Genomic DNA, 18402 nt, shown 5'->3' with positions numbered 1-18402 from the left:
TTCAGAGCACGCCCCGCTACGGCGACGGAACCGCCGGCGGGGACGGACGGGACGTCGGCAATTGAGCGCGGCACACGCCGCGCGGGCCGGCGACGGGGGCTAGAAGTCCCAGTCGTCGTCGGTGGTCTCCTCGGCCTTGCCGATCACATAGGAGGAACCGGAGCCGGAGAAGAAGTCGTGGTTCTCGTCGGCGTTCGGCGACAGCGCGGAGAGGATCGCCGGGGAGACGCGGGTCTCGTCGGCCGGGAAGAGCCCCTCGTAACCGAGGTTCATCAGCGCCTTGTTGGCGTTGTAGCGCAGGAAGCGCTTGACGTCCTCGGTCCAGCCGAGCTCGTCGTAGAGGTCCTCGGTGTACTGCAGCTCGTTGTCGTAGAGGTCGTAGAGCAGGTCGAAGGTGTACTCCTTCAGGTCATCGCGCTCGGCCTGCGTGATCTTCTCCTGGCCACGCTGGAACTTGTAGCCGATGTAGTAGCCGTGCACGGCCTCGTCGCGGATGATCAGGCGGATGATGTCCGCCGTGTTGGTCAGCTTCGCGTGGCTGGACCAGTACATCGGCAGGTAGAAGCCCGAGTAGAAGAGGAAGGACTCCAGCAGCGTGGAGGCGACCTTCTTGCGCAGCGGGTCGTCGCCCTCGTAGTAGGACAGCACGATCTTGGCCTTGCGCTGCAGGTTCTCGTTCTCCTCGGACCAGCGGAAGGCGTCGTTGATCATCGGCGTGTTCGCCAGGGTCATGAAGATGTTGGAGTAGCTCTTGGCGTGCACGCTCTCCATGAACGCGATGTTGGTGTACACCGCCTCCTCGTGCAGCGTCGTCGCGTCCGGCAGCAGCGATACCGCGCCGACGGTGCCCTGGATCGTGTCCAACAGCGTCAGGCCGGTGAACACACGCATGGTCGTCTGCTGCTCCAGGTCGTTGAGCGTGGACCAGGACTTGATGTCGTTGGAGACCGGGACCTTCTCCGGCAGCCAGAAGTTGCCGGTCAGGCGGTCCCAGACCTCGAGGTCCTTCTCGTCGGGGATCTCGTTCCAGTTGATCGCCTTGACCACGTCGCCGTGGTCGGCGATGTAGCCGTCGTAGTCCTCGCGCGGTTCAACGTGTTCCGGGGTCTCAGCCATCGGTGCACTCCTTTGAAAACTCCTGGTCTCCGTAGCGCGCGTCCTGCCTCAGACGGCGCGCGCGGCTTGCCCACCCAATCTACCCGGCCCCGCCCCGACGCGTTGCGGGGGCCGTGGCCGCAGGTCACGCCACATGAACTACAGTTGAAGTGAAACCCAAGGACCGCGAAAGGCAGGACTCATGGCGCGCACGAACCCGGGGACGGGGCCGCTGCTGGAGTACGTGCTCGACGTTCTCGGCGGGGAGATCTGCTCCGGGGAGATGCCCGTCGGCTCCGTGTTCACCCTCGGCGACCTCAGCGAGCGCTTCGGCATCTCGCGCACCGTCGCCCGCGAGGTGATGCGCGCCCTCGAGCAGCTGGGGCTCGTCGCCTCCTCCCGCCGGGTGGGGCTGACCGTGCAGCCGATGGCCCAGTGGTCCGTGCTCGACCAGGCGGTGATCCGCTGGCGGCTGAACTCCCAGCAGACCCGCGAGGACCAGCTGCGCTCCCTGGCACTTTTGCGTACCGCGATCGAGCCGGTCGCCGCCCGCGAGGCCGCGCGCCACGCCACCGAGGCCCAGCGTGCCGAGCTGCTCGAGATGGCCGACCGCCTGGGCACGATCGGCGCCGCCGGCCGCGCCGACACCGACGACTTCCTCGAGGTCGACGTCGCCTTCCACTCCCTGATTCTCGAGGCCTCCGGCAACGAGATGATCGTCGCCCTGACCGAGTCCGTCGTCTCCGTGATGCGCGGGCGCACCGAGTTCGGCCTGCAGCCGGCCCGCCTGTCCGACAAGTCGGTCCACCACCACCTCGACCTGGCCCGCGCCATCGCCGACGGCGACGCCGCCCACGCCGCCGAGCTCAGCCGCGCGCTGCTCGTCGAGGTCGACGCCCAGGCGTACTAGTTCCCGGTTCGGCGCCCCGGGGCGAGCAGAGGCGCCCGTTCGCTTGCCGACGCCGCGTGCGTCGCCGGGGCGAGCAACGGCACCCCCGCGCTGCGCCGGGCAAGGCCACCCGTTTCGCCGACCCCACCCCCGCAGACGACATCGCTCGTGGACCTCAGCGCGGCGGGCAACGGGCCCGCTGCGCCGGCTCACGCGCTGGCCGTCTGCGCGACCCGCAGCCCCACTCCCCCGCCTCCATGCACGCCAAAACGCCCGCACCGCACCTCCCGGAAGGGAAGCACGACGCGGGCGTGGCGCGGGCGTCGGCAATTTCGGGCGAGCACCCGGCCGAAACCTAGAGCATGCAGCTCACGCAGCCCTCGACCTCGGTGCCGGCGAGCGCCATCTGGCGCAGGCGGATGTAGTAGAGGGTCTTGATGCCCTTGCGCCAGGCGTAGATCTGCGCCTTGTTGAGGTCACGGGTGGTCACCGTGTCCTTGAAGAAGAGCGTCAGCGACAGGCCCTGGTCGACGTACTTGGTCGCCTCGGCGTAGGTGTCGACGATCTTCTCGTAGCCGATCTCGTAGGCGTCCTGGAAGTACTCCAGGTTGTCGTTGTCCATGTGCGGCGCCGGGTAGTAGACGCGGCCGATCTTGCCCTCCTTGCGGATCTCGATCTTGGAGGCGATCGGGTGGATCGAGGAGGTCGAGTTGTTGATGTAGGAGATCGAGCCCGTCGGCGGTATGGCCTGCAGGTTGCGGTTGAACAGGCCGTGCTCCATGACGTCGGCCTTCAGCTGCGCCCAGTCCTCGGCGGACGGGGTGTGGATGGTGGAAGCGGCGAAGAGCTCGCGGACGCGCTCGGTGCGCGGCGCGAACTCGGCCGGGTCGAAGCGGTCGAAGTAAGAGCCGTCGGCGTAGTCGGAGTTCTCGAAGTTCTCGAAGGTCTCGCCGCGCTCCTGCGCCAGCTTGTTGGAGGCCCGCAGCGCAGCGTGGAGCACCGCGGCGAAGTAGGCGTTGGTGAAGTCCAGGCCCTCCTCCGAGCCGTAGTGGATGTGCTCGCGGCCGAGGTAGCCGTGCAGGTTCATCTGGCCCAGGCCGATGGCGTGGGCGGCCTTGTTGCCCTCGCGGATCGAGGGTACCGAGTCGATGGAGGTCTGCTCGGAGACGGCGGTCAGTCCGCGCACGGCGGTCTCGATGGTCTTGGCGAAGTCGGGCGAGTCCATCGTCTTGGCGATGTTCAGCGAGCCGAGGTTGCAGGAGATGTCCTGGCCGATGTGCGAGTAGGTCAGGTCGTCGTTGAACTCGCTGGGCGTGTTGACCTGCAGGATCTCGGAGCACAGGTTGGACATGTTGATCCGGCCCTCGATCGGGTTGGCCGCGTTGACCGTGTCCTCGAAGACGATGTAGGGGTAGCCGGACTCGAACTGGATCTCCGCGACCGTCTGGAAGAAGTGGCGGGCGTTGATCTTGGTCTTGCGGATGCGCGGATCCTCGACCATCTCCGCGTAGTGCTCGGTGATCGAGATGTCGCCGAAGGGCTTGCCGTAGATGCGCTCGACGTCGTACGGGCTGAACAGGTACATGTCCTCGTTGCGCTTGGCCAGCTCGAAGGTGATGTCCGGGATGACCACGCCGAGCGAGAGGGTCTTGATGCGGATCTTCTCGTCGGCGTTCTCGCGCTTGGTGTCGAGGAACTTCAGGATGTCCGGGTGGTGCGCGGACAGGTAGACCGCGCCGGCGCCCTGGCGCGCGCCGAGCTGGTTGGCGTAGGAGAAGGAGTCCTCGAGCAGCTTCATCACGGGGATCACACCGGAGGACTGGTTCTCGATGTGCTTGATCGGGGCGCCGGCCTCGCGCAGGTTGCTCAGCAGCAGCGCGACGCCGCCGCCGCGCTTGGACAGCTGCAGCGCGGAGTTGATGGCGCGCCCGATGGACTCCATGTTGTCCTCGATGCGCAGCAGGAAGCAGCTGACGGGCTCGCCGCGCTGGGCCTTGCCCTCGTTGAGGAAGGTCGGGGTGGCCGGCTGGAAGCGGCCGGACATGATCTCGTCGACCAGCCCCTCGGCGAGCTTCTCGTCGCCGTCGGCGAGCGCGAGGGCGACCATGGAGACGCGGTCCTCGAAGCGCTCGAGGTAGCGGCGCCCGTCGAAGGTCTTCAGCGTGTAGGAGGTGTAGTACTTGTACGCGCCCAGGAAGGTCTGGAAGCGGAACTTGAAGGCGTAGGCGCGCTGGAAGAGGCTCTTGATGAACTCGAAGGAGTACTTCGCCAGCACCTCCGGATCGTAGTACTTGTTGTCCACCAGGTAGTCGAGCTTCTCGCGCAGGTCGTGGAAGAAGACGGTGTTCTGGTTGACGTGCTGGAGGAAGAACTGGTTGGCCGCCTCGCGGTCCTTCTCGAACTGGATGCGCCCGTCCTCGTCGTAGAGGTTCAGCAGTGCGTTGAGGGCGTGGTAGTCGAGCTGCTCCTCGCGGCGGGCGGGCTCGGCGACGGTCTTACCCAGGTCCTGGCTCACGGTTGATCTGGCCTTTCGCTAACGGTTCTTCTTGTGCGGTGCGGTGCTGTTGCGGTGCTGCGGTGCAGTCTAATTCCGGCGGGTCTGCGGGGACGGTCCTGTGTCCGTTGTACCCGTGCCGCCCGGCGCGGCGCTCGGGGCCGCCGGTCAGGCGGCGGGTTCGAGGCCGAGTTCGCCGGCGTATTCGGTCAGCCCCTCGCGGACGCGCTCGACGTCCTCGGCGGTGCCCAAGAGCTCGAAGCGGTAGACGTAGGGCACCTTGCACTTAGCGGAGATGACGTCTCCGGCGAGTCCGAAGTCGGTGCCGAAGTTCGAGTTTCCCGAGGCGATGACGGCGCGGATGAACGAGCGGTTGTGCTCGTCGTTGAGGAAGCGGATGACCTGCTTGGGCACGGGGCGGGAGTTCTTGCCGGTGATGGAGGCGCCGCCGCCGTAGGTGGGGCAGATCAGGACGTAGGGCTCGTCGACGTGCAGCGGCGGGTCGGTGCGGTGCAGCGGGATGCGCTTGGCCGGCAGCCCGAGGCGGTCGACGAACCGGCGGGTGTTCTCGGTTGCCGAGGAGAAGTAGACGACCAGCACGGCCGCTCACGTCCTTTCCGGGAAAACCCCCTACGGGTGCGCCTGGCGGCGACCCGCACGGGGGTTTCGTGGGTTTCTGCGATTCATCCAGTTGTGGCGCGTCGTGCTCGACGACGTCGCGTTACTCGCCCCTGGCGCGCGGCCGCACCGTGGGTGCGTGGGCTCCGGTGGACGCCCGCCCGCCGCGGGCGGTGCCTGCCGGGGCGGGCCGGTCGGCCGGGTGGCGGCCTCTTAGGCAGCCTTGCCGGCCAGCGCCTTGATGCGGTCCGGGCGGAAGCCGGACCAGGTCTCGCCGTCGACCTCGACGACCGGGGCGGAGAGGTGGCCGAGGGCCATGACGTAGTCGCGGGCCTCGTCGTCCATGGAGATGTCGACGGTGGTGTAGTCGAGGCCGGCGCGGTCCAGCGCCTTCTTGGTGGCGTTGCACTGCATGCAGGCCGGCTTGGTGTAGACGGTGATGGCCATCGTGGGGCTTCCTCGCTTCTCGTTCCCGTGTTTCCCTGCGCTCGGCGCGGCGACCGACCGGTCCCCCGGTGGTTGCCGGCGCTTCCCTGCGCGACCCCTCCGACACTATCCGTTGTGGTCGATTTCCGCAAGACTCACTACATGTAGTAGTTACGTTCGTGATATTCCCAGCTGGGCGGAAAATGCGGCCACTACATGTGGAGGCCTCATCCGGGCCGTGTAGTTACACGGCTGGCATTTCGCCTGGAAAGGCGGAAGGCGGCCCTCCCGGTGTGCGCGGAAACACCCTTTGAGGGTGATCCACGTCGCGGGGAAGACCGCCTTCGCGGAGTGATGCGACGCCCTACGGGCGCCGCACCCGGGATCCTCGATTAACCCTGGCGGGCCTTGAAGCGGGGATCCTTCTTGTTGATCACGTAGACCTTGCCGTGGCGCCGCACAACCTGGGCACCCGGCTTGTTCTTCAGCGACCGAAGCGACTTGCGAACCTTCATCGGGCGCTCCTTCCTGTTTCGCGTGCGCGCTCGCGCACCTCAAGCTGATGGGCGGGCATGACGGGCGCGGGATCCCCCCGCGTCGCCACGGCGGCCCGGCGGCGCCTCAAGGGCGCGTCGGGCCACGAACGAGCAGCCATGTTACCGCACCGGGGCCGATCGGCCAAAACGCCGCCGCCGCTTACGTGCCCCGGCAGTAGAGTCGGAGCCATGAATCAGCCGACCGACACCCCCTCCCCCGCCCCGCGTCCGCTGCAGGCGCACATCATCGACACCCTCGGCGTGCGCCCGCGCATCGACACCGCCGGCGAGATCGAGGCGCGTATCTCCTTCCTCGCCGACTACCTGACCGTCACCGGCGCGCGCGGCTACGTGCTGGGCATCTCCGGCGGGCAGGACTCCACACTGGCAGGCCGCCTGGCCCAGCTGGCCTGCGAGCGGGTGCGCGCCGAGGGCGGAGAGGCCGAGTTCACCGCGGTGCGCCTGCCGCACGGGGTGCAGGCCGACGAGGAGGACGCCCAGACCGCGCTGCGGTTCATCGCCCCGGACCGCTCGGTGACCGTGGACATCGCCCCGGCGACCGCGGCGATGGGCGCGGCGGCGGCCGAGGCGCTGGGCTTCGAGCGGCTCGGCGACTTCAACCTCGGCAACGTCAAGGCCCGCCAGCGGATGATCGCGCAGTACGCGCTGGCCGGCGAGCTCGGCGCGCTGGTGGTCGGCACCGACCACGCCGCGGAGAACGTCACCGGGTTCTTCACCAAGTTCGGCGACGGCGCCGCCGACGTCCTGCCGCTGGCCGGCCTGGACAAGCGCCAGGGCGCCGCGCTGCTCGAGCGGCTGGGCGCGCCGGCGTCCACGTGGGAGAAGGTGCCCACCGCCGATCTGGAGGAGGAGCGCCCGGCGCTGCCGGACGAGGAAGCGCTCGGGGTGACCTACCGGGCCATCGACGCCTACCTGGAGGGCCACGAGGTCGACGAGGCCGACGCGGAGACCATCGAACGGCACTGGCACCGCGGCGAGCACAAGCGCCACCTGCCGGCCGGCCCCGCCGACACCTGGTGGCGCCGCACGGAGCACGCCACGCGGGGCTAGCGCCCTCTCGCCGGTGGCGACGGTAATCGGCCCCTGCCCCACCGGCCGGTGTGCCGCCGGCGGGAGCCGCGTCGGCCGGCATCCCCGGGGTAAGCGTCCCGCCCTGGCGGGGCGCTAGCCGAGGAGGTCGAGCGTCTCCGCGGCGCGGGACTCGAGCGCGTGGCCGTAAGACGGCCCGTGCGTGAAGGCGTGCACGGCCAGCGGGTGCAGCTGGTGGACGCAGGTGAAGTCCAGCCAGCCCTTCGGCAGCGGGTGGGCCTCCTCGTAGCCGGCGCGGATCTCCTCGATAAAGGGCGCGCCGAACAGGTCGAGCATCGCCAGATCCGTCTCGCGGTGCCCGCCGTGGGCCGCCGGGTCGATGAAGGCCGGGCCGTCCGCGCCGAAGAGCAGGTTGCCCGCCCACAGGTCACCGTGGATGCGTGCCGGCTTCGCGGCATCGAACGCGTCGGAGTCGCGCACGGCGGCGCAGGCGCGCCGGACGGTGTCCCACGCGGCGTCGTCAATGTTGCCGGCCTCGTGCGCCGCCTGGGCGAAGGGCAGCACGCGCTGCTCGACGTAGAAGTCCGCCCAGCGCTCGCGCGGCTCGCAGGCCTGCGGCTGGGTGCCGATGTAGTTCAGCCCCGTCCAGCCGGGCGGCGGGCAGCCGAAGGACCCGGCGCCGGCGTCGTGGATGCGGGCGAGCTCGCGCCCGGCGCGCCGCGCGGCCTCGGGGGTCGGGCGGGCGGGGGCGACGCGGGCCGTCGTCAATGAAGAGTCGGTGACCTCGAGGACCTCGACGACGCGGTCGCTGGCCTCGCGCAGCCAGGCCAGGCCGGCGGCCTCGGCACGCGCGGCGTCACGCTGGCCCGGGCGCTTGGTTATCCCCTGCCGTCCCATCCGTATCCGTCGGGCTCCTCTCCGAGCTGGAAGGCGCGCCCGGAGAACTCCGAGGCGGTGATCTTGACGTAGTTGTACTTCAGCGTCGGCAGCCACGGGCGCACGTTCAGGCTGTCGGCGTACTCGATCTCGTCGGCGTGCTGCAGCAGCTCGGCGTTGCCGCGCACCACCACGGACCAGGCGCGGTTGGCCTCCTTGTCCACGTTGTCGACCTCGAAGAGGACGTCGTGGTTGAGGTTGATGGTGAACAGCTTGTTGCCCTCGGCGCTGCGGAAGTAGATGTCTCCGCGGTCGTCGATGACGAAGTTGACGGGGAAGATGTCCATGTCGTCGGAGCGGCGCACGACGACGCGACCCAGCTGGGCGGAGGCGAGCTTCTCCCGCGACTCCGACTCGTCGAGGTACTGGACGACACCTTCGGTGGAATCGTAGTTACTCATGTCTCCCATTATCCCCTTTTGTCGCCTTCCTCGCTGCGGCGGGTCTCATGTAGGCACGGGCATGTGGTCTCACCGGCGGCGGCGACGCTCCGCGGCCCCGGCTCCCGAACGGGGTCCCCGGGGCGCGGGAGGACACAGAAAAAGAGGCGGGCCGCTCTCTCGAACGGCCCGCCTCCGGGAAGTGGAGCTAACGGGATTCGAACCCGTGACCCCCACACTGCCAGTGTGGTGCGCTACCAGCTGCGCCATAGCCCCGTAGGTATTAAGTTGACCGGGCGGACCGAAAACGGCCTTTCCGGAGTGGAGCTAACGGGATTCGAACCCGTGACCCCCACACTGCCAGTGTGGTGCGCTACCAGCTGCGCCATAGCCCCTCAAGACTCCTGACAATGTACATGGCCCACCCTGAAACGACCAAATCCCCCGCTCCCGGCCGCAATTACGGCACGGGTGCGGGGGCCGGCGACGGCGACCGACGGGACGTCGGAAATCGCGTCGCGGGCGCTACAGCTAACGGCGGGTCCTCTCGACCCAGTCCTTGCTCAGCTGGATCTCCTCGCCGTCGACGAAGATACGAGGGGAGGACACGCCGCCCTCGGTGTCGCGCAGGCGGTCCTCGTTGTCCTTGCCGAACTGGCGGGCCTCCTCGGTGAACTTGCCGTCACGGATGTTCGAGACGACGTCACCGTCGGCGCCCATCTGCTCGGCAAGGTCGGCGAGCTCCTCGTCGCCCCACTGCTGGTAGATGTCCTGCTGGTGCTCGAGCAGGTACTGGCGGTAGTTCCAGTACAGCTCGGCGTCGCCGGACTCGCCGACGGCGTAGACGGCCGCCAGGATGTGGTGGGACTGGCCGTCCTCGTTGCCGCGGTCCAGGAAGGACATCGTGCGGATCGCCACGTCCATGTCGCCGGCCTCGATGGCGTCCTTGAGCTGGTCCTTGTCGGCCATGGCGAGCTCGGCGCAGCTCGGGCAGAGGAAGTCCTCGTAGATCTCGACCTTCGGCGTCTTGTCGTCGGTCTTGGCGGAGTCCTCCGCGGTCAGCTTGAAGGCCTCGTCGTCGATCTGCTGGCTCATGGCCACGGGTTCGACCTGGCCCTCGAATTCGACCTTGCTCTTCGACTGGCCCGAGATGATGATGTAGCCGATAACCACGGCCGCGATGACGACCACGGCGATGACGGCCCACAGGAAGCCGTTGCTCTTCTGGTTCGGCGACTTGACGGTGCTGCTCACGTGCGCGCTCTCGTTTCCTTTCGTTGGACGGGCGGGGTCGGCCCCGGCCCGTGTCGTTCGCCGACGGAGTCTAGCCCAGAACGGCGACCCCACGCAGGTCGCGTGGGGTCGCCCATCATTGTGCGGGGTGCGCTACCGGGGCGCTCCGGCCGCACCCGGGGCCGCTTCGGCGGGCCGGCGCAGCGCGCCGCAGCCCGCGCCGGCGCTACTTGAGCACCTCCGAGACGACCGCCTGGGCGGCCTCCTGCACCTGGGCGAGGTGCTCGGCGCCGCGGAAGGACTCCGCGTAGATCTTGTACTTGTCCTCGGTGCCGGAGGGCCGGGCGGCGAACCAGGCGTTCTCCGTGGTCACCTTCAGCCCGCCGATGGCCGCGCCGTTGCCGGGGGCGTCGACGAGTTTGTCCACGATCGGCTCGCCGGCCAGCTCGGTGGCCGAGACGTCCTGCGGGGACAGCTTCTTGAGCACTGCCTTCTGCTCGCGGTTGGCCGGCGCGTCGGTGCGCGCGTAGGCCGGGGCGCCGAACTTCTCGGCCAGCTCCGCGTAGCGCTGCGAGGGCGTCTTGCCGGTCACGGCGGTGATCTCCGCGGCCAGCAGGTCCATGATCAGGCCGTCCTTGTCAGTCGACCACACGGTGCCGTCGGTGCGCAGGAAGGACGCACCGGCGGACTCCTCGCCGCCGAAGCCGATGGTGCCGTCGATGAGCCCCGGCACGAACCACTTGAAGCCGACGGGCACCTCGACGAGCTCGCGGCCGATCTCGGCGACCACGCGGTCGATCATCGAGGAGGAGACCAGGGTCTTGCCCACGGCGGTCGAGGCCGGCCAGCCCGGACGGTGACTGAACAGGTACTCGATGGCCACGGCCAGGTAGTGGTTCGGGTTCATCAGCCCGGCGTCCGGGGTGACGATGCCGTGGCGGTCGGCGTCGGCGTCGTTGCCGGTGGCGATGTCGAAGGTGTCGCGGTTGGCGATCAGCGAGGCCATCGCGTCCGGGCTCGAGCAGTCCATGCGGATCTTGCCGTCGGTGTCCAGGGTCATGAAGCGCCAGGTCGCGTCGATCTGCGGGTTGACCAACTCGAGGTCGAGGTTGTGGGCCTCGGCGATGGCACCCCAGTAGTCCACGGAGGCACCGCCCATCGGGTCGGCGCCGATGTGCAGGCCGGCCTTGCGGATCGCGTCCAGGTCGACGACGTTGGGAAGGTCCGCGATGTACTCGCCCATGAAGTCGAACGCCTCGGCGAACCCGTCGCGCACGCCGCTGACCGGGGTGCGGCGCACGTCGGCCAGCCCCCCGCGCAGGATCTCGTTGGCGCGGTCGGCGATCCAGTCGGTGGCGTCCGCGCCGGCCGGGCCGCCGGACGGCGGGTTGTACTTGAAGCCGCCGTCGCGCGGCGGGTTGTGCGAGGGCGTGATGACGATGCCGTCGGCGCGCTTCGGGTCGGTGCCGGTCACCCCGCCGGGAAGCTTCGCGTTGTGGGCGAGGATGGCGTGGCTGACGGCCGGGGTCGGGGTGTAGCGGCCGGCGGCGTCGACGCGCACGGGCACCCCGTTGGCCTTGAGCACCTCCAGGGCGGAGACCATGGCGGGCTCGGACAGCGCGTGGGTGTCGCGGCCGATGTAGACCGGGCCGCCGATCTCGTGGGCGCGGCGGTACTCGACGATGGCCTGGGTGATGGCCAGGATGTGGTTCTCGTTGAAGGCCGTGTCCAGGGAGGAGCCGCGGTGCCCGGAGGTGCCGAAGGCGACCGCCTGGTCGGGGTCGTCCGCGTCGGGGGTGCGGGTGTAGTAGGCCGTGACGACCTCGGCGATATCGATGAGGTCCTCGGGGCGGGCGGGCTGGCCTGCGCGTTCGTGTGCCATGGGGTCCTGGATCTCCTTTGCGTCCGGGTGACGGTGCGTGCGCGTGCGGTCGTCGCGTGGACGACGTCGCGCCTCCGGCACCCATTGTCCCCCGTTTCGGCCCGGGCGTGCAGGGTCGCGGGACGCGCGCGGTGATCGGGTACCCCCGCTCGGGTGAGAATGCCCCTTTTCACTTCCTTCCGTACCTATCGGGAATTAGATTCTGTGACCATGGACACGCTCAATGACTTCCTCGGTTCCGTCGCCGCGGTGGTGTGGGGACCGTTCATCCTCATCCCGCTGCTGCTGGGCACCGGCCTGTACCTGACGTGCCGGCTGGGCTTCCTCCAGTTCCGCACCCTCGGCCGCTCCCTGCGCAAGGCCTTCATCGACGGCGGCGAGGGCGAGGACGTCGAGGGCGACATCACCAACTACCAGGCGCTGACCACCGCCCTGGCCGCCACCGTCGGCGTGGGCAACATCGTCGGTGTGGCCACAGCCATCTCCATCGGCGGGCCCGGCTCGCTGCTGTGGGTGTGGGTCACCGGCCTGGTCGGCATGGCCTCGAAGTACACCGAGGCGTTTTTGGGCGTGCGCTTCCGCACCACCGACCACAACGGCGAGCAGGCCGGCGGCCCGCAGGAGTACCTGCGCCGCGGCATCAAGGGCCCGACCGGCAAGATCCTGGGCTTCCTGTTCACCCTCTTCGCCATCATCGCCTCCTTCGGCATCGGCAACACCACCCAGGGCAACGCCGTCGCCCACGGCATGCAGGGCACCTTCGGGCTGGACCCGGTGGCCACCGGCGCGCTGCTCTTCGTCGGCATCGGCGCGGTGCTGCTCGGCGGCATCCAGTCGATCGGCAAGATCACCTCGGCGTTCGTGCCGATGATGATCATCGTCTACGTCGTCGGCGGCATCGTGGTCCTGCTGCTCAACATCACCTCGCTGCCCGCCGCCTTCGAGCTGATCTTCACCGACGCGTTCACCGGCACGGCGGCCACCGGTGGCTTCGTCGGCTCGGCCTTCCTGGTCGTCATCCAGATGGGTGTCGCCCGCGGCATCTTCTCCAACGAGTCCGGCATGGGCTCGGCGGCGATCGCGGCCGCGGCGGCCAAGACCACCCACCCGGTGCGCCAGGGCCTGGTCTCGATGACCCAGACCTTCATCGACACGATCATCGTCGTCTCCATCACCGGCCTGTGCATCGTGACCACGGGTGTGTGGGACCGCGGCGAGGAGAACGCCGCGACGATGACCGCGGACGCCTTTTCCACCGCGCTGCCGGGCCACTGGGGCGGCACGATCGTCTCCCTGTCGGTCGTCTTCTTCGCCTTCTCCACCATCCTCGGCTGGGCCTACTACGGCGAGCGCTGCGTGGTAGCCCTGCTGGGCTGGAAGTTCTCCCTGCCCTACCGCTTGTTCTTCACCTGCGTCGTCTTCGTCGGCGCGACCACCGAGCTGACCCTGGTGTGGACCTTCGCGGACCTGGCCAACGCCCTGATGGCGCTGCCGAACCTGATCGGCCTGCTGCTGCTCTCCGGCCTGGTGGCCAAGGAGACCAAGGAGTACCTGGAATTCGACCCGAAGCTGACCGCCGACGCCGACGCGGTGCGCCGCCACCTCGAGGCCACCGGCTCCGACTGGCGCTGAGCCCCCGGCCCACGCCCGGACCCGCCGCCGCGCCCGGCTAGAATTTCAGGGCGTGACCGCCGTAAACCTCGCCCGCACCATGACCCGGGAGACCGGGCGCACGCTGGTCGTGGCCTGCGGCGCCGTCTTCGGCGCCTCCGCCCGCTTCGGGCTGCAGGGCCTCTACCCCGGTTCCCTGTGGCCGCTGCTGGGCATCAACCTGCTGGCCTGCCTGGCGATGGGCTTCTTCCGCCCCGGCCTGTTCTGGGGCAAGGGCGTGCTCGGCGGCTTCAGCAGCTTCTCCGCGGTGGTCGTCGTCTTCTACCACGTGCCGGCCTGGGAGGCCGTGGCCTACCTCGCCGCGACGGTGCTGGGCGGGTTCGCCGCCTGGTGCGTCGGCGACGTGCTCGCCGAGCGCCGCACCTGGTGCCACCACCGCACCTCCGGCCCTGACGCCGCCGCGCGCGGCGTGCGCGCGGCCGAGCAGGCACGCGCCCATCGCACGGTGCACCACACCCGCCCCGATGGGAGGGCGAAGTGAGCTTGACGACGCCCGCGCTGGTCCTTGTCTGCGTCGCCGGCACCGGTGCGCTGGGCGGCGCCCTGCGCTACCTGCTGGCGCGCTTCCCCGGCGGGCTGACGGGCACCTGGCTGGCCAACATGGGCGGCTCGCTGGCCGCGGGCGTGGCCTTCGGCATCGACGGCATCGCGCACACGGCGCTGGCCGCCGGCTTCGCCGGGGCGCTGTCCACTCTCTCGACGCTGGTCGCCGAGTTCGGCGGGCTGGCCAAGGCCCGCCGGTGGTGGAAGCTGGCCGGCTACGCGGCCGCGACCGTGCTCGGCGGGCTGGCCTTCGCCGGCCTGGGCCTCTGGCTCAGCCAGTAGGCGCCGCTCCCCCGGTGGCGGCGCGCCGGCGCCGTTGCCCGCGGTGAGGGTGGCGCAGCCGCCGTCACCACCGGGACGTCGGCAATCAATCCTCGGCGATCGCGTCCAACGGTGCCGTGCGCGCCGCGCTAGCGGCCGGCCACAGCGCCGCGAGCACGCCCACGACCGCGGAGCCGACGAGCATCCACCCGATGAGCGCCCAGGGCACCGAGAGGGTGTCCAGGCCCTCCTCGGCGAGCACGCGCAGGAACGCCCAGCCCAGGCCCAGGCCGATCGCGATGCCGGCCAGGGCGCCGAAGATCGCGATGGCGACGGCCTCCAGGATGATCATCGTGCGCACCTGGCGGCGCTGGGTGCCCACCGCGCGCAGCATTCCGATCTCCTGGCGACGCTCGATGACGTTGAGGGTGAGCGTGTTGACGATGCCCAGCACCGCGATCACCACGGCGAGGGCGAGCATGCCGTAGAGGATGTTGAGCATGGCGTCGATGGCCCCGCCCATCTCCTCGGCGAGGTCCTTGGAGTCCATGACCTGGACGACAAGCAGCTGCTTGACCGCGTCCTCGAGGCCGGCGCGCAGGTCGTCGGCGTCCGCGTCCTCGGTCTTGCTCACAGCGACCTGGTAGAGCTGCATCGTGCCCGGGGCGGCGAACTGCTCGGCCGTGGTCTTGGTGGCGATGACCGGCATGACCATCGGGCCGGTGCCGTCGAAGGTGCCCAAGAGGGGTGCGTCGACGGTCTGGCCGCCGGGCCCGCTGCTGAGCTGGTAGGTCTCGCCGACAGTCCAGCCGCGCTCGGCGGCCAGGCCCGGGGTGGCGAAGAAGCCCTCCTCGCCGTCGGTGTGGGCGACCTCGTCCTTGTCCGCGCCCGGGGCGACCTCCTTAAGGTCCAGCGGCAGGGCGGTGGTGATGTCGCCCTCGATGGCCTCGCCGTAGGGGTTGCCCGGCTGCGCGGGCTCACCGTCGACGACGAGCGGGACCAGGTAGACCTCGCCGAGCTCGGCCACGCCGTCGACCTCGCGGGCCTCGTCGACCGTCTCGGCGGGCAGCGGGAACTGGCCGCTGGTGGGCCCGGCGAGCACGAAGTCGGAGCGCATGTTGTCCTCGTAGAACTCCGCCATCGAGGTCTTCATCGTCTGGCCGAGCATGCCGATCGCGGTGACCAGCGCGATGCCGAGGGTCAGCGCGAAGGCGGTGGTGGCCACGCGCCGCGGGTTGCGCCGCGAGTTCGTGGCGGCCAGCCGGCCGACCGCGCCGAAGGGCAGGCCGATGACGCGGCCCACGCTCGGCACGACCGGGATGGACAGCGCCGGGCCGGCGAAGAAGAACCCGATGATGACGGCGACCAGGCCCACGCCGACGAGGATGGCGCGGGTGTTGGAGCTCCAGTCCTCGTTGAGCGCGCCCCACATGGCGGCGCCGATGCCGATCAGGGTCAGGACGACGCCGAGGATCGTGCGCGCGGTCAGCGGGGTCGAGGTGGACGCCTCGGTCGAGCGCATCGCCTCGACGGGCTGGACCTGGCCGGCGCGCTGGGCCGGTGCCCAGGCGGAGAGGATGGTCACCACGGTGCCGAGCACGATCGGGATGACCACGGCCTGCCAGCTCAGGCCCAGCCCGGAGCCGGTCAGCTCGTTGCCGGTGGCGGCGAGGACCGCCTTGATCAGGGCGACCAGGCCCATGCCGGCTAGGACGCCGACGACCGAGCCGAGCAGACCGACGACGAGGGCCTCGAAGACGACCGAGACGGTGATCTGGCGCCGCGAGGCGCCCAGGGCGCGCAGGAGGGCGAACTCCTTGGTGCGCTGGGCGACGATCATGGAGAAGGTGTTGGCGATCAGGAAGGTGCCCACCAGAAGCCCGATCAGGCCGAAGGCGACGAGGAAGTAGTTGACGAACTGCAGCGCCTGGCTGATCTGCTCGCTCATCTCCTCGGCGAGCTTCTCGCCGGTGTCCGCCTGGAACTGCGGGTAGGTCTGCTCGACGTAGCCCAGCAGGTCCTCGGCGGACTGGTCGCCGGCGGCGGAGAGGACGACCTGGCCGACCTGCTCGCCGTCGGTGTAGCGCTCGATGTAGCTGGCCTCGGACATACCGAGGGCGGGCGCCGGGTTGTTGCTGGCCTGGTCGGTGTCGGTGGAGTAGATGCCGGTCAGCTCGAGCTCGGCGCGGTTCTGCTTGTCGACGACGATGACCCGGTCGCCCGGCGAGAGCCCGTAGTGCTCCGCGGCGTACTGGTTGACCAACACCTGGTCGGGGCCCTCGGGGGCGTTGCCCTCGACAATGGGCTGGTCGACGCTGACCGACTCGCCCTCGGGGTACCAGACGCGGATGGCGGAGGTGCCGCCGGACTGCAGGGCGTTGCCCTCGGCGTCGCCGACGGCGACGGTGGTGCCGGACTGGATGTTGACGGTGCCGATCTTCTCGTCGGCGCGCAGGGTGTCGAGCTCGGCGAGCGGGATGCCGGTCTCGCCCTCGCCGGGGCTGAGCACGACGTCGACGCCGTCGAAGCTGGTCGCCACGGCGTTGTCGAAGGTGTTCGACAGCGCCTTGGTGAACATGAAGGCGCCGGAGATGAACGCGGTGCCGAGCACGACCGCGATGACGGTCAGGGTCAGACGGAGTTTGTGCGAGGCGATGTTGCGCAGCGAGACGCGGCGCATCGCGGGGCTGCTGAGTGCCATCAGGGACTAGCCCTCGATTCCGGTCATCGTGGCGGCGATTTGCTCGATGGTCGGGTCCTCCAGCTCCTCGACGATCTGCCCGTCGGCCAGGAAGATCACGCGGTCGGCGTAGGAGGCCGCGCGCGGGTCGTGGGTGACGATCACGACGGTCTGGCCGTCGCGGTCGACGGCGGTGCGCAGGATGTCGAGGACCTCGGCCGAGGAGTTCGAGTCGAGGTTGCCGGTCGGCTCGTCGCCGAAGATGATCTCCGGGCGCGAGACGAGCGCGCGGGCGCAGGCCACGCGCTGCTGTTGGCCGCCGGAGAGCTCGGCCGGGCGGTGCGAGAGGCGCTCGGCCAGGCCGAGGCGGCGGGTGACCTCGTCGAACCACTCCTGCGGGACGTCGTTGCCGGCGATGTCGGTGGGCAGGGTGATGTTCTCGGCGGCGGTGAGTGTGGGCACGAGGTTGAAGGACTGGAAGATGAAGCCGAGGCGGTCGCGGCGCAGGGCGGTCATCTCCTTGTCCTTCAGCGCGGACAGGTCCGTCTCCCCGATGAAGGTCTTGCCGTCGGTGGCGGAGTCGAGGCCGGCCATGCAGTGCATGAGCGTCGACTTGCCCGAGCCCGACGGGCCCATGATCGCGGTGAAGCGGCCGCGCTGGAAGGCCACGTTGACGCCGCCCAGCGCCGTGACGACTGCCTCGCCCTGGCCGTAGCGCTTGACCAGCCCGACGGCCTCGGCGGCGACGTCCTGGGAGGATTCCTTCCGCTTGACGACGTCGCGCTCGCCCGCGCTCGCCTCCGAGATTGCGGCCCAGCCCTGCAAGGGCTGGGCGTCGTCGGCGGCGTCCGTGGGCTCAGTGGCGTCGGTGCTGGTGGGCCTGGCGGCCTCGGTCGCCGTGGCCGATTCCTTGTCTGCATTCGTCTCTTCGGCGGCGCCGGCGGCCGACGGGTCAGCCTCCGCGGCCGGGAGATCGGTGCCGGTGACGTCCTCCGACTCCCCCGCGGTCTCCTTCGCGGGCGCGGGCTCGTGGGTGAACAGTCCGCCGGCCCCCAGGGCGCTCGAACCACCCTCGGAGGAGGAGTCCTTCGTCGGGGTGGTCGGCGCGGTCTCGGCCGCCTGCCCCTCACGCGACTCGTTACTGCGGTGCGGACGGAACGAGTGCTTTCCCATCAGATGTGTCCTGCTCTCGGATGTCGTCGTCAATTGGGGTTACAACCAATAAATTCTACCGTCTGGTGCACTGGACGTGCAGGTCGGCGCGGATCCCCGGGTTCCTGTTCACGCCGCTCAGAGGGCTAGCCAGGAGGACCATCGGGCCGGTGCACCGGTACCGTTACCGGCCGGCGAACAGGGGCTCACCAGCTACGACAATGTGGAAGCACGGGTACGCAACGGTGGAAAACCGACGGAGCACAACAGTTCTGTAACGGTCAACGGCTCCCCAAAAAAGCCGGAATAGATGCAAGAAATCCGAAATTCCCGGCTATTCGGAAACAAGAAATGCGCATACGGAAAAGCACCCGTCACCGGTGATAGCCGGCAACGGGTGCTTTCCTTATATGTTTTTGAGTTGTGGTGTCGGCGGTGACTTACTCTCCCACACCCTCCCGAGTGCAGTACCATCAGCGTAGGCGGGCTTAGCTTCCGGGTTCGGAATGGGACCGGGCGTTTCCCCACCACTATAACCACCGACACGACCAAAACC

Annotated in this window: 16 protein-coding genes, 2 tRNA genes and 1 rRNA gene; 5 read left to right on the top strand and 14 right to left on the bottom strand. The window is 69.3% G+C overall.

Going from position 1 to position 18402, the window contains the following annotated elements; translation table 11 throughout:
* Window positions 1-99: 99 nt before the first annotated feature.
* Window positions 100-1116, bottom strand: coding sequence for a class 1b ribonucleoside-diphosphate reductase subunit beta (gene nrdF, locus QQA02_RS10870; protein ID WP_284775908.1), 1017 nt, complete (start codon window positions 1114-1116; stop codon window positions 100-102).
* Window positions 1117-1297: 181 nt separating this feature from the next.
* Between nrdF and QQA02_RS10865 the strand changes: the two genes are divergently transcribed.
* Window positions 1298-2005, top strand: a complete 708-nt coding sequence (locus QQA02_RS10865) for a FadR/GntR family transcriptional regulator (RefSeq protein WP_284775909.1) — start codon at window positions 1298-1300, stop codon at window positions 2003-2005.
* 334 nt (window positions 2006-2339) lie between these two features.
* Here QQA02_RS10865 and nrdE read toward each other — a convergent pair whose 3' ends face one another.
* From nrdE to ykgO, 4 genes are all read right to left on the bottom strand, one after another.
* Window positions 2340-4499, bottom strand: coding sequence for a class 1b ribonucleoside-diphosphate reductase subunit alpha (nrdE, locus tag QQA02_RS10860; RefSeq protein ID WP_284775910.1), 2160 nt, complete (start codon window positions 4497-4499; stop codon window positions 2340-2342).
* A gap of 147 nt (window positions 4500-4646) precedes the next feature.
* On the bottom strand, window positions 4647-5078 hold the full coding sequence (gene nrdI / locus QQA02_RS10855; protein WP_284864299.1) for a class Ib ribonucleoside-diphosphate reductase assembly flavoprotein NrdI: 432 nt from the start codon (window positions 5076-5078) through the stop codon (window positions 4647-4649).
* Window positions 5079-5309: 231 nt separating this feature from the next.
* The gene (gene nrdH, locus QQA02_RS10850; protein ID WP_075664470.1) at window positions 5310-5543 is read right to left on the bottom strand and encodes a glutaredoxin-like protein NrdH; all 234 of its coding nucleotides are present in this window, start codon (window positions 5541-5543) and stop codon (window positions 5310-5312) included.
* A gap of 371 nt (window positions 5544-5914) precedes the next feature.
* Window positions 5915-6037 carry a type B 50S ribosomal protein L36 gene (gene ykgO, locus QQA02_RS10845; protein ID WP_005288826.1) on the bottom strand — a complete coding sequence of 41 codons (123 nt, stop codon included), beginning with the start codon at window positions 6035-6037 and terminating at the stop codon, window positions 5915-5917.
* Window positions 6038-6247: 210 nt separating this feature from the next.
* Here ykgO and nadE point away from each other — a divergent pair, with 210 nt between their 5' ends.
* Window positions 6248-7129 carry an NAD(+) synthase gene (nadE, locus tag QQA02_RS10840; protein WP_284864298.1) on the top strand — a complete coding sequence of 294 codons (882 nt, stop codon included), beginning with the start codon at window positions 6248-6250 and terminating at the stop codon, window positions 7127-7129.
* A 114-nt stretch (window positions 7130-7243) separates the two neighbouring features.
* Here nadE and QQA02_RS10835 read toward each other — a convergent pair whose 3' ends face one another.
* The 6 genes from QQA02_RS10835 to pgm all read right to left on the bottom strand — a co-directional run bounded on the left by QQA02_RS10835 (window position 7244) and on the right by pgm (window position 11539).
* Window positions 7244-8005, bottom strand: a complete 762-nt coding sequence (locus QQA02_RS10835; RefSeq protein WP_284864297.1) for a fructosamine kinase family protein — start codon at window positions 8003-8005, stop codon at window positions 7244-7246.
* Complete coding sequence (locus tag QQA02_RS10830) at window positions 7987-8445, bottom strand: pyridoxamine 5'-phosphate oxidase family protein (RefSeq protein WP_284775918.1); 459 nt, start codon at window positions 8443-8445, stop codon at window positions 7987-7989. Before QQA02_RS10830 ends, QQA02_RS10835 begins: the two co-directional genes overlap by 19 nt.
* Window positions 8446-8627: 182 nt before the next feature.
* Window positions 8628-8700, bottom strand: a tRNA-Ala gene (locus QQA02_RS10825).
* A gap of 46 nt (window positions 8701-8746) precedes the next feature.
* A tRNA-Ala gene (locus tag QQA02_RS10820) sits at window positions 8747-8819 on the bottom strand.
* A 136-nt stretch (window positions 8820-8955) separates the two neighbouring features.
* Window positions 8956-9678: a DsbA family protein gene (locus tag QQA02_RS10815; protein WP_284775919.1), complete on the bottom strand. Its 723-nt coding sequence runs from the start codon at window positions 9676-9678 to the stop codon at window positions 8956-8958.
* Window positions 9679-9883: 205 nt separating this feature from the next.
* Window positions 9884-11539: a phosphoglucomutase (alpha-D-glucose-1,6-bisphosphate-dependent) gene (pgm, locus tag QQA02_RS10810; RefSeq protein WP_284864296.1), complete on the bottom strand. Its 1656-nt coding sequence runs from the start codon at window positions 11537-11539 to the stop codon at window positions 9884-9886.
* 210 nt (window positions 11540-11749) lie between these two features.
* Between pgm and QQA02_RS10805 the strand changes: the two genes are divergently transcribed.
* From QQA02_RS10805 to QQA02_RS10795, 3 genes are read left to right on the top strand one after another with little or no spacing between them, the layout of a single operon-like run.
* Entirely contained in the window at window positions 11750-13171 is a 1422-nt protein-coding gene (locus tag QQA02_RS10805) for an alanine/glycine:cation symporter family protein (protein WP_284775923.1), read from the top strand.
* A gap of 52 nt (window positions 13172-13223) precedes the next feature.
* Window positions 13224-13691: a CrcB family protein gene (locus QQA02_RS10800; protein ID WP_284864295.1), complete on the top strand. Its 468-nt coding sequence runs from the start codon at window positions 13224-13226 to the stop codon at window positions 13689-13691.
* The gene (locus QQA02_RS10795; RefSeq protein ID WP_284864294.1) at window positions 13688-14035 is read left to right on the top strand and encodes a CrcB family protein; all 348 of its coding nucleotides are present in this window, start codon (window positions 13688-13690) and stop codon (window positions 14033-14035) included. Before QQA02_RS10800 ends, QQA02_RS10795 begins: the two co-directional genes overlap by 4 nt.
* Before the next feature lie 85 nt (window positions 14036-14120).
* On the opposite strand, the gene QQA02_RS10790 is transcribed toward QQA02_RS10795, so the two are convergent.
* The 3 genes from QQA02_RS10790 to rrf form a co-directional block, all read right to left on the bottom strand.
* A complete protein-coding gene (locus QQA02_RS10790; protein ID WP_284864293.1) occupies window positions 14121-16715 on the bottom strand; it encodes an ABC transporter permease in 2595 nt (864 codons plus the stop codon).
* Window positions 16716-16721: 6 nt separating this feature from the next.
* On the bottom strand, window positions 16722-17420 hold the full coding sequence (locus tag QQA02_RS10785; RefSeq protein WP_502870995.1) for an ABC transporter ATP-binding protein: 699 nt from the start codon (window positions 17418-17420) through the stop codon (window positions 16722-16724).
* A gap of 853 nt (window positions 17421-18273) precedes the next feature.
* Window positions 18274-18390, bottom strand: a 5S ribosomal RNA gene (rrf, locus tag QQA02_RS10780).
* Window positions 18391-18402: the final 12 nt, after the last annotated feature.

This window comes from Corynebacterium sp. MSK006 (genome assembly GCF_030232385.1).
GTDB lineage: Bacteria > Actinomycetota > Actinomycetes > Mycobacteriales > Mycobacteriaceae > Corynebacterium > Corynebacterium frankenforstense_A.
This window is presented reverse-complemented; position numbering and strand designations above follow the sequence as displayed.

Excerpts from the sequence above, each read along its gene's own strand:
- QQA02_RS10830 (WP_284775918.1), bottom strand. The coding sequence starts at position 8,445 with ATGAGTAACTACGATTCCACCGAAGGTGTCGTCCAGTACCTCGACGAG.
- nrdF (WP_284775908.1), bottom strand. The coding sequence starts at position 1,116 with ATGGCTGAGACCCCGGAACACGTTGAACCGCGCGAGGACTACGACGGC.
- nrdH (WP_075664470.1), bottom strand. The coding sequence starts at position 5,543 with ATGGCCATCACCGTCTACACCAAGCCGGCCTGCATGCAGTGCAACGCC.
- QQA02_RS10835 (WP_284864297.1), bottom strand. The coding sequence starts at position 8,005 with ATGGGACGGCAGGGGATAACCAAGCGCCCGGGCCAGCGTGACGCCGCG.
- QQA02_RS10790 (WP_284864293.1), bottom strand. The coding sequence starts at position 16,715 with ATGGCACTCAGCAGCCCCGCGATGCGCCGCGTCTCGCTGCGCAACATC.
- QQA02_RS10805 (WP_284775923.1), top strand. The coding sequence starts at position 11,750 with ATGGACACGCTCAATGACTTCCTCGGTTCCGTCGCCGCGGTGGTGTGG.
- nadE (WP_284864298.1), top strand. The coding sequence starts at position 6,248 with ATGAATCAGCCGACCGACACCCCCTCCCCCGCCCCGCGTCCGCTGCAG.
- QQA02_RS10865 (WP_284775909.1), top strand. The coding sequence starts at position 1,298 with ATGGCGCGCACGAACCCGGGGACGGGGCCGCTGCTGGAGTACGTGCTC.
- pgm (WP_284864296.1), bottom strand. The coding sequence starts at position 11,539 with ATGGCACACGAACGCGCAGGCCAGCCCGCCCGCCCCGAGGACCTCATC.
- ykgO (WP_005288826.1), bottom strand. The coding sequence starts at position 6,037 with ATGAAGGTTCGCAAGTCGCTTCGGTCGCTGAAGAACAAGCCGGGTGCC.